Origin of the sequence: Bacillus sp. GMa5/1, from assembly GCF_050172015.1 — a bacterium.
Taxonomy (GTDB): Bacteria; Bacillota; Bacilli; order Bacillales; family Bacillaceae_G; genus Bacillus_A; species Bacillus_A cereus.
Window position 1 is genome coordinate 1 of record NZ_JBNLYC010000151.1, and the last position, 9,672, is coordinate 9,672.

Sequence of the window (9,672 nt, forward strand, 5' to 3'; positions counted from 1 at the left end):
TCGTAAAAGTTTTCATTGGGCAGATATAGAGGAAATGATTTTAGAAGACTTTGATAAGCATACTGAAGGAGAGTATATAATTTTAGCAGAGGAAGATAACCATATCCTTGGATTTGCTTCTTTGTACTTGCCAGATAATTTTATACATAATTTATTTGTTCACCCTGATTTCTCAGGTAAGGGTGTTGGTGGTCAATTGATTAATGCCTCCATAGAAAAAATGAATAAACCAATAAGATTGAAATGTGTATCTGAAAATCAAAAAGCGATGAAGTTTTATGAGAATAATGGTTGGAAGAAAGTTGTTGAAGAAGGTAAACCAGAAGAAAAATATTGGGTTATGGTATTTGAATAAAATAAATACTTGAGGACTGTTTTATTTTTTTGATGTATTTGATGATGCTGTAGTGTGCTGTTTGTAGGTGAGCATAAAACCGTAGAAATGGTTAATTTCTACGGTTTTTACTGCATTAATGTAGTAGCCCATCATACCTCGAATCATTTCCGTACCCCTACAACAGAAAATAACAAAATATAAACAATAAAAAGAATTATATTTACATAAGTCCAGTATGTATTAAATAGCAAGTGTAGAGATTGCTTGTTTGTAGATTAGTTGTTGTTTACCATGAACCATCATTAGGACGGTAAATTTATCTATTGCAAGAATCTTCCCACGTACTGGAACGCCATTCTTTAAAATTACTGTAACTGCCCCTTTTTTCTCTTTCAATTGTTCATACATATCTTCTTGTAAATTAAACATGAAATGCACCCCCTGGTTTCTTTGTATTTACTTTTCTTCTAATACCTGCTGCTTTTCACTGTTGGATATTTGTGATTCCCATTCACTTTCTATTTTTCTAAACCATTTTCCTATTTTGCTTAGATAATATCTTTTTACTTCACTATTAGGAATCCAAATTTCACGTTCCTGTATTTGATTCATCACTTCATGAAGAATCTCATCATGTTCATACTTCCTAGGTTTTCTATAATGTGTTTTTACAAACTGTGTATATTCTCTACGTAACCAATTAGAAATATGTTGCCTTTGTCTTTGCTTGAGATGTGACCATTTTTTATTTGTTTGAAGGATTTTTCCATTTACTTTTATGTGGTTTTTCATCGACACTCATCCCCTTTTACTAGCAAAACGAATATATAACTATCGTATCATATTTAAATCGAAATACTGCTCTAGGTACATATTTCGCAAGAAATCTATCCAAAATATACAATACATTCTCAATTTAGCTGATTAAGTCTACACAAGATTAAATGTAGACTAGTATTATATTGTTTTAGTTTTTTAAATCATTACGGTATGTGAAATTATCATGTTAACCATAAAAAAAAGCCCCTTAAAAGGAGCACTTATTTGACAAGGTACTGTTCTATTTCTTTTAGTAATAGTTCTGCACCTTCTGGACTTAATGAGATCTTACCCTTTGCTAATGCTATGTTACGATTTGACACTTCTCCTGTTAATGCACAAACATGACCAGGCTGATACTTCTGTAAAATGATGTCTTCCCCTTCTACAAAAATCTCTAATGGTGATTTTTCTTTAATCCCAAGCGTATTTCTAAGTTCCTTTGGAATTACTATACGCCCTAATTCATCCACTCTTCTAGTTACTCCGGTTGCTTTCATCCAGCATATTTCCCCATTTCATTATCAATTTGTACCCAAGTTATTCTTTACTATTGTAACAGGATTTCTCCATATATGAGAAACATAATAATTCCAAAACTAACGATCATAACCAGAAATTCTTTAAATCTTTGCTGAAAGGAAATACGCCCTTCTTCCATCCTATACGCCCCTTTTCTCTACAACTTTTTATATGTTAAAATAAGAGGGAAAGAAATGTGCCAATTTCTTTCCTAGACGGTCACTCATGAATTTGCTCTTTGTTTGCTTCTTGCAAATGAAGAGCTTTTATTTTGCATGCTTATACTTATTTTCTAACATCGCATAGCGCAATAGCTTTAACTTTGTTTCTTTTTTCAATGCTTTCCATTCCGATACAGCAATCTTCATTCTTCATTCCTCCATTAATTAAGTTTGTTATTTAAATAGACTTATAAGTTCCAGTTATATATTTTTCTAATTTGTTTATCGCTAAATCCTTTATGAATAGCGAAGATTTCTGGAAAATCAGAGATACACAAATCAATAATTATATTGTCAGTTGTTCTTATATAGTAATACTGAACAGCCCCTTCATAATTCGAATATAAATTCAAATTTAAACAATCAACTACATTAGAAACATTACGACCACTCCGAAAATAAAACATAAAAGCCGAAATTCCTTAATGTGGGAAAAACGGCTTTTCAGCTTTCAAAAAATTTCTTAGTGTGGGTTTTATGTCATTTGGTTGGCGGGACCCCAATATGAGAAGTGTGCCATTAAAGGAGGGTGTGTAAGATGAATAGCACCAATCTAAAATTGAACCCTGAACTGAGGAGAACATGGTAGTTCTAACCTTCAACTCTTGTCACTTTCCTCATTCCACTTTTTTGATTTCTTATTAAATAATTTGAGAATAACTCCATAAACTAAACTTACTTGTATCCCATAGGAGTGTATTATTCTTGAAAAAAAATTGGATAGTCCTCATTCTTTTAATCATTTCTTTTTGTTCCACAGAAATACCCATATATGCTTTTACAGATAGTCGTAAAGCGTATGAAAAAACAGGGAAGGTAATTTGGGAAGTAAACGCAAAGGAAAAAACAGTTGCGATAACATTTGATGATGGGCCTCATCCTGTTTTCACCCCACAAATACTTGATATTTTGGCTAAATACAATGCGAAAGCAACTTTTTTCGTAGCAGGTAATAAAGCTACAAGGTTTCCCTCTATATTAAAAAGGCAAGTAAAAGAAGGACACGAAATTGCTAATCATACTTATAATCATATTTATGATAAAAATATTACCGTCGCTAGATTAACTGCAGAATTAGATCAAACGGATAAAATTATCAAGCAAATCACTGGTTATAAACCAACTCTTTATCGTCCAGTTGGAGGCCTTCATAATGATTTAATTATTAATACAGCTATGCAGAATGGGAAACTTGTTATTCTATGGTCATGGCATCAGGATCCTCAGGATTGGAGAAATCCAGCAGCTAGCAAAATTTCTAGATATATAACAAAAGGTGTTAAACCCGGCAATATTATTCTACTCCATGATTGGAATGGGAGTGAATTTTCTCAGACCTCTCAGACAGTTAAAGCTTTAGAAAGTATCATGAGATATTTATACAGAAACGATTATGAATGTGTAACAGTATCTGAAATGCTCTATCGTTCCATAAAAATAATTCCCTCCCCCTTTGATCCTTTTTCTCCATGTATATTTAAAGTTAGCGATTAACTCCACCGCCAAGTTGTTGTTCAGCCATTCCCAAAACGCAAATTTTTTGCATTTTGGGGTAACTAGTTCTTTTAGCATAATAGCGATGTGTTAGTTCTAAAAACTCAAGAAAGCTTTAGAATACTCTTATAGTTGGTCAAGTACATGAACTAGACATCTAATTATTTCAGAGGATTTTTCGATTTGCTCTGCATCAAAATCTGAAAGGTTCGCATTAAGAATATGTTTTAGTTTTTTCTCTCTTTCTAAGTGACAATTTAAACCACTAGGCGTAAGTTGGACATTGACAACTCTCCGGTCGTTATTTGAACGAACACGCTCAACGTAACCAGCCTGTTGTAATCCATTGATTAATTGAGTAATACCAGCGGCCGTAGTTTCTGCTCGATCAGCTAATTCTTTGACTGACAATTCGCCTTCTTCAGCTAATACTTTAAGGGTTCGAGCATGGACCATTGAAACTGCCCCTAATGTACGAGTAGCTCGCCCTCTTAAACGTCCATCGGCTGCAGTCAGACTATATATGGCCTGACTAAGTTCGTCTATCGCAGTTAACTTATTTGAAGAATTTGTCATAACATCACCATTTTCTCATTAACTAAGTACTTAATTATATGAAGTTAACATTAACATATGAAAAAGAGTAGAGTCAAATTAAGTAGAAACTGACTATTCATTTTCCAAGCAATATTATACATGCTCACCTTAACTCATAAATAAAATAATAAAATGACTTGGTTTGTAGTCTTGACAAAAGTACATATTATACTTCATTATTTTAGTTAAGTACTTAATCGTTAAGTACTTAACTAAAAATGTAAAGGATGATTATTATGACTCAACGTTCACAATCTCAAGGATGGGCTTTAGATATAGCCCTTGCACTTGGTGGGTTTGATGCTTTGCATCCTGAAGCAAAGGCAACTATGGAACAGTTAGGGCACGACCACACTGATTTTGATAAAGTTTTTTCTCAAGTAAAGAGTGGAGCAATGATACCAAAAGCATGGGCTACGGTTGCTTCTCAGGCTCAACAACGCGCAAAACATTATGAACAAAAAGGATTCACTGTTACTGCTCGTGATCTATATCAGCGAGCTGCTGTTATGTGGGGACGTGCACAATACTCATATTTTAATGATGATCCACGAAAATTGGCATTTCGAGAACGTTGTAACGAATGTGTGGCAGCTATTTCATCACTTGGAGGAGGTACAGTACAACGTATAGTACTAGAATTTGAAGGCAAACAGATATATGCACTACTTCATTTGCCCTCAGGTGAAGTTCATAATGCACCAGCAGTAATATTAGGTCCAGGTATGGATATGATTAAGGAAGACTATATACAGATTGCGCAACGTTATTATACGTCTCGTGGCATCGTAGCTCTATCAATTGAAGGACCGGGTCAAGGTGAATCTGTATCTGAAGGTCTAAAAGTTGATTTGACTAATTACGAACGCGCCGTTAGTTGTTATATCGATTTTCTATTAAAACGGCCTGAGGTTGATCCAAAGCGGATTGGATTTTTTGGTATCAGTATGAGTGGGTATTGGGGGATGCGGGCTGCTGCGAGTGATAATCGTATAAACGCTATAGCGACGTTTGAAGGTGTATATGGTGAATTTGATACCATCTTTAACAGAGCGCAGCCGAGTTTCAAAGCAAATTTTATGTACATGTCTGGTTACACTGATGAAGTTGCTTTTGAAAACGAATTGAGTAGCCAGATGAATTTGTGGAAATTGGCGCCAAAGATTACTTGTCCAGTCTTCATGGGAATAGGAGAATTTGATGAACTTACCCGTTTGGAAGAAGCATTAAGTCTTTATGAGTTTGTAGAAGCACCAAAGGAGATACGCGTCTATGAGAATGAATTTCACCCACTTGGTGGAGTAGCTGCAGAAATTTTTCGTTTTGGTGCAGAGTGGGTGGAACTTGCACTTGAAGGAAACTTTAAAGCTAACCATGATGAGCGTTATTACATGCATCGTGATGGTGGTGTTACTGAAGGGACTGCTTTTCCAACTTATTGGCTTGGTGCCCAGCCGGCGGAAATTAAAGGACGAAAAAAGTGTAATACATTAAACGCTTGTAATAATTAATAAATTTATACTGATTAAAAAAGAAAACAACAAAAATAGTATGTAGCTTTTATTTACACTATTTTTGTTGTTTTCTTCAAAAATTTCACAAATTCCTTTTAAAATGTCGCGTTTTTCTTCTAAACATCACATTTTTTTTTAAGGGTACAGATTCATGCCCATCAAGTTAAAATTTTGTAGCATCTCAGAACGAAATTTTAAACCCTCTTGTAACAAGACATCTCATTTTATCGTTTTGGGGATGAGCTGTTTTCTTAGCTTGATGGTAATGGGCTAACACCATCAAAACGCGAATATCGTAGGCTAAGCAAAATTTTTATAAAGAAAAAGCCGATTTCCCTATATATTAAGGGTATCGGCTTTTGTTCATATTCTTTTACTTAATTAATTTCTGACATAAAACTTATAATAATAACATTACTTTTACTAGCTAGAAAAGGGTTGATACTGTACATTTTAAAATATCAATTAAGCACTAATATTTTGGTTATGCACTGTTTCACCTTTATGGGAAACATAACTGTGTGCTATCATTCCTAGCATTATTACAAACATGCCACACCAAGATAAAATAGAGGGGAATGAAGAATGTAATAAGATTAGTTCTCCAATAACAGCAAAAAGCACCTCCATAGATTGTGTTGCTTCAACAGTTGCAAGTTGCTGCATATCTCCTTTAACCATATCAGTCGCTTTAAAAAATAAGATAGTTGCAATTACACCAGAGCAAATGGCAACTAAAATAGATTGCATAGTTTGCTCCTTACTAGGTATTCCTGCTGTAAAAAGACCGTACAAGGATAGTAAAAACCAAAACGGTAAGCTAGCTAATGTCATTCCAAGGACACGTTGATAAGCATCTAGACGATCTCCACAAACCTCCATCATCTTACGATTCCCGAGTGGGTAAGCAAAAGAAGCTACAATTACAGGGATAATACCTAACATAATATCTTTTACAGCAAGCGATTTTGCTTGTTCTATTTGCATAAGGAAAATGCCAAGAAGAATAATCAATGACATACTCATACCCTTCATTGGAATTTTTCCTCTTTTCTTAATAATTCCATCTGGTGTTTGATAGGTTTGGATAAAAAGAGGAGCTAACAAAGATCCTGATATAATAGTAACTTGCCATGTCCCCGCAATAATCCATCCTGGTGCATGTGCAGCGGCAAAACATAATGGAGCATAAAATAGACCAAAACCTACAAAACTCCATAAAAACCATGCACTTAAATCCTCTCTCATAACTTGTAATAATACTTTTAATTTTTTTTGACTCATAACAAGAAGTAAAAGGAATGGCAGCATGAAAATAAACCTTAATGAAGCACTCCATATCCAGCTACCACCTGATAGCTCCATTGCTCGATTTAATATAAATGTGAAAGCAAAGAAGAAAGCAGCACATATACCTAAAAAAATAGGGCGCAAATTTCTCACCTCAATCTGCCTCATAAGTCATTAATTTCTCAAGACTTAACCAGTTTTGTTCTACAAGGTGCGCTGTTGTTTCTTTATCTTTATTTTTGCACGCCTCTATAATTTGCTGATGTTGTTCTACTGACTTTAGACCATTTATCGAAGTGAACTGAGAGATTTCGAGACGTTGAATCTTAGATATACTTCGTTCTAACGCACGAATGATTTCAGGATTTCCTGCCACATCTAAAAAAACATTGTGGAATAACTCATCAGCTTCAATTGATTTTATAATATCTTTTTTCTCAATAGATAATAGTAAAGCCTTATTACTGAACTCTAATTCTTGAATATCCGATTCTTTTAATAATGGTACTGCTAAACGGGCAGCTAATGAGTGTAAAACTGCTACCACAGTAAATGCGTGTTTCGCCTCCTCAATATTTAATGGTGCAACACGAGTAACTGAACCAGGAATGGATTCAACAAGTCCTTCATCCTCAAGACGCTTCAACGCCTCTCTAACTGGAGTACGGCTAATTCCAAATTCTTCTGCTAATTCTTTGTCATTTAAGCGTTGCTCCGGTTGCAGCTCTAATGTAACAATTGCTTTTTTCAAAGTTAGATATACTTCATCTCTAAATGACATACGTTTAATGGGTTTAATAATATCTTTTTTCATAAAACCAATATATCGGATATTGGTTTTATGGTCAACTCTAATTTTCCAATAAAATATACTCGATTATCAAATTCTAAAAACGACCATTTAAGAAATTCTATTTAGTTCTAACAAAACTCAAAGAAATACGGTCAAAAATATAAGGGGGAACACCAATAAAACGCGAATTTCGTGCGCTAAGAGGGAATCAGTTCTTTAATGTTAATTTATTTGTGGTGGTCGACTCTACTTAATTATCAAGAAAACATTAGCCTTTAATTATATACACGCTAATTACAATGACTCACCGATGCCAGCATCATAATGAATCTCTGCTTCTCCTCTTTTTATCAGTATTGGTAGGTAAAGAGGGTCCAGGCACAAAAACAGGTTGTGGAGAAAGTCTTCTTCACAACCTGAGGGTAAGTTATATATCCAAATATGACCTGTTCTTTTAACTATTTAGTCTTTTATAATCTGTTATAGTCGATATAACTAGAGTCATAGTAAATCCACTGACCTGTTCCAATTCTTAGCCAGCCGTTCTTTTCTTCATATACTGTAACTTTTTCGCCTTTACTTGTCTTTCTAACAATAGAATAGTTTGTACCTGATCCGCTTCGAACATTTACCCCAATACCATTAATTTGAGCCGTTCCGATTACCTTTTCAACACTACCATTTTCAATTACTTGTAGCATATTTAGAATGAATGTTGCTGTTTCACCACGAGTTGTTGTTCCTTTAGGGTCGTATTGATTGTCACCCTTACCTCTTACAATACCTAGGCCATACAGTCTTTGTACGTCTTCTTTATAAATAATTTGGTCTTTGTCTGAGAATGGTAGGTTTACAAGCGGTCCCCATATACCTTTATACTGTAAAGCCTTGTTTACAATAATGGCTGATTCTTCTCTTGTAATAGGTGTGTTTGGGTCAAAATAACCATCTCCTCTACCTTGAATGATACCTGCGCTGGCAGTACGTTTAATACCATCTCGTAAAGTTGAATTTGCATCGTTTAGGTCTTTAAATGAAGCATCTCCAGCTGGCAGGTTTAGAGATTTAGAGATTAATTGAGCAAATTCGGCCCTTGTTATCGCTCTATTGGGTGCGAAAACCCCGTTTCCTTCCCCTATCATAATACCCCTTCTATTTAACTCTCGGATAGCTTCTTCATACCAACCTCCTGTAATGTCATCTTTTGGTTGATAAAGATCATTATAATACCCCTCAACGCTATTTACGAATACATCCCATTGCCCATTATTAATCATGTTAGCAGGGCAGATTTTACCGCTCCATTTTTGGTGTTTTACAATGTTATTTAACGGTACACCAGTTTCTTTCATTAAATAAGCTACAAGTTTCTTAGCGTTATCTACCGCTTTACTGTAGTTTCCGTCACTGTTAACTGCGATTTCAATTGCAATAGATTCTCTATTACCTGGACCATCACCGTCTCCTGCATGCCATCCGTTCTCGTTTAATGGTAGGTGTTGATAAATCTCTTTATCGTCTACTGTAAAATGCCACGAAGCAGCTCGGTCTGTGTTTCCTACTGCTTGGTTATATAAGTATTGAGCGTGGTTTCTAGCACCTGCTCCTACACTTGTATTATCAGTCTCATGAATTGTAATGTACTTTGGACTCATGTAGTTTTGAGGACGAATATTATCGTTACCTGCTGGAACAATCCATTCAGTGAATGGAACACCGTTTATTGTACTAGAGGTGCTAGGTGATATGGGGGACAGACTACGTTTTGTTCTGTTTGAATTGTTAGGAACAGTTAATGTACCTGTTTCTTCATGAATTCCTTCTGAACGCTGAAGACTATCTGCTTTCTTATTGTCGACAGTACCTCCACCACGTCCGTCTACCTCTTCAAAACTAGCTTCAATACTTTTTAAAGCCTGTTCATCTGTTGTTTGAATTGGGTCTGTGTTACCTTGCACTTGAAGGTTTGTAGATTGCTTATTGTTTACAGATTGTTGTTCCTCTGCAAACGATACCAATGGAGAAGATAATACCGTTAATCCTGCCGTGAATGCTACTACTTTTTTATTAAATTTAATATTCATT

Annotated in this window: 10 protein-coding genes; 3 read left to right on the forward strand and 7 right to left on the reverse strand. The window is 35.0% G+C overall.

What is annotated here, in order from left to right; genetic code table 11:
- A partial coding sequence (locus tag ACQGSG_RS23160) for a GNAT family N-acetyltransferase (RefSeq protein WP_426948118.1) occupies positions 1 to 355 on the forward strand: 355 nt, incomplete at its 5' end.
- 222 nt (positions 356 to 577) lie between these two features.
- On the opposite strand, the gene hfq is transcribed toward ACQGSG_RS23160, so the two are convergent.
- The 3 genes from hfq to ACQGSG_RS23175 form a co-directional block, all read right to left on the reverse strand.
- Complete coding sequence (gene hfq / locus ACQGSG_RS23165; RefSeq protein WP_426948119.1) at positions 578 to 766, reverse strand: RNA chaperone Hfq; 189 nt, start codon at positions 764 to 766, stop codon at positions 578 to 580.
- Positions 767 to 793: 27 nt separating this feature from the next.
- Positions 794 to 1,129, reverse strand: a complete 336-nt coding sequence (locus ACQGSG_RS23170; RefSeq protein ID WP_426948121.1) for a transposase — start codon at positions 1,127 to 1,129, stop codon at positions 794 to 796.
- 248 nt (positions 1,130 to 1,377) lie between these two features.
- Complete coding sequence (locus tag ACQGSG_RS23175) at positions 1,378 to 1,656, reverse strand: AbrB/MazE/SpoVT family DNA-binding domain-containing protein (RefSeq protein WP_426948123.1); 279 nt, start codon at positions 1,654 to 1,656, stop codon at positions 1,378 to 1,380.
- Between the two features lie 948 nt (positions 1,657 to 2,604).
- Here ACQGSG_RS23175 and ACQGSG_RS23180 point away from each other — a divergent pair.
- The gene (locus ACQGSG_RS23180) at positions 2,605 to 3,393 is read left to right on the forward strand and encodes a polysaccharide deacetylase family protein (RefSeq protein ID WP_426948125.1); all 789 of its coding nucleotides are present in this window, start codon (positions 2,605 to 2,607) and stop codon (positions 3,391 to 3,393) included.
- A 126-nt stretch (positions 3,394 to 3,519) separates the two neighbouring features.
- Here the strand turns inward: ACQGSG_RS23180 and ACQGSG_RS23185 are convergent, their stop codons facing one another.
- A complete protein-coding gene (locus ACQGSG_RS23185) occupies positions 3,520 to 3,969 on the reverse strand; it encodes a MarR family winged helix-turn-helix transcriptional regulator (RefSeq protein ID WP_000185335.1) in 450 nt (149 codons plus the stop codon).
- Between the two features lie 257 nt (positions 3,970 to 4,226).
- On the opposite strand from ACQGSG_RS23185, the gene ACQGSG_RS23190 reads away from it, so the two are divergent.
- Positions 4,227 to 5,501: an alpha/beta hydrolase gene (locus ACQGSG_RS23190; protein WP_149287575.1), complete on the forward strand. Its 1,275-nt coding sequence runs from the start codon at positions 4,227 to 4,229 to the stop codon at positions 5,499 to 5,501.
- A 468-nt stretch (positions 5,502 to 5,969) separates the two neighbouring features.
- On the opposite strand, the gene ACQGSG_RS23195 is transcribed toward ACQGSG_RS23190, so the two are convergent.
- The 3 genes from ACQGSG_RS23195 to ACQGSG_RS23205 all read right to left on the reverse strand — a co-directional run bounded on the left by ACQGSG_RS23195 (position 5,970) and on the right by ACQGSG_RS23205 (position 9,671).
- The gene (locus ACQGSG_RS23195) at positions 5,970 to 6,962 is read right to left on the reverse strand and encodes a DMT family transporter (protein WP_272795291.1); all 993 of its coding nucleotides are present in this window, start codon (positions 6,960 to 6,962) and stop codon (positions 5,970 to 5,972) included.
- Positions 6,949 to 7,608, reverse strand: coding sequence for a GntR family transcriptional regulator (locus tag ACQGSG_RS23200; protein ID WP_098212852.1), 660 nt, complete (start codon positions 7,606 to 7,608; stop codon positions 6,949 to 6,951). Before ACQGSG_RS23200 ends, ACQGSG_RS23195 begins: the two co-directional genes overlap by 14 nt.
- A gap of 449 nt (positions 7,609 to 8,057) precedes the next feature.
- The gene (locus ACQGSG_RS23205) at positions 8,058 to 9,671 is read right to left on the reverse strand and encodes an S-layer homology domain-containing protein (protein WP_223618770.1); all 1,614 of its coding nucleotides are present in this window, start codon (positions 9,669 to 9,671) and stop codon (positions 8,058 to 8,060) included.
- Position 9,672 lies beyond the last annotated feature (1 nt).

What these genes read in the sequence shown, in the direction of transcription:
- ACQGSG_RS23170 (WP_426948121.1), bottom strand. Translation starts at nt 1,129, where the DNA reads ATGAAAAACCACATAAAAGTAAATGGAAAAATCCTTCAAACAAATAAA.
- ACQGSG_RS23195 (WP_272795291.1), bottom strand. Translation starts at nt 6,962, where the DNA reads ATGAGGCAGATTGAGGTGAGAAATTTGCGCCCTATTTTTTTAGGTATA.
- ACQGSG_RS23175 (WP_426948123.1), bottom strand. Translation starts at nt 1,656, where the DNA reads ATGAAAGCAACCGGAGTAACTAGAAGAGTGGATGAATTAGGGCGTATA.
- ACQGSG_RS23200 (WP_098212852.1), bottom strand. Translation starts at nt 7,608, where the DNA reads ATGAAAAAAGATATTATTAAACCCATTAAACGTATGTCATTTAGAGAT.
- ACQGSG_RS23205 (WP_223618770.1), bottom strand. Translation starts at nt 9,671, where the DNA reads ATGAATATTAAATTTAATAAAAAAGTAGTAGCATTCACGGCAGGATTA.
- hfq (WP_426948119.1), bottom strand. Translation starts at nt 766, where the DNA reads ATGTTTAATTTACAAGAAGATATGTATGAACAATTGAAAGAGAAAAAA.
- ACQGSG_RS23190 (WP_149287575.1), top strand. Translation starts at nt 4,227, where the DNA reads ATGACTCAACGTTCACAATCTCAAGGATGGGCTTTAGATATAGCCCTT.
- ACQGSG_RS23185 (WP_000185335.1), bottom strand. Translation starts at nt 3,969, where the DNA reads ATGACAAATTCTTCAAATAAGTTAACTGCGATAGACGAACTTAGTCAG.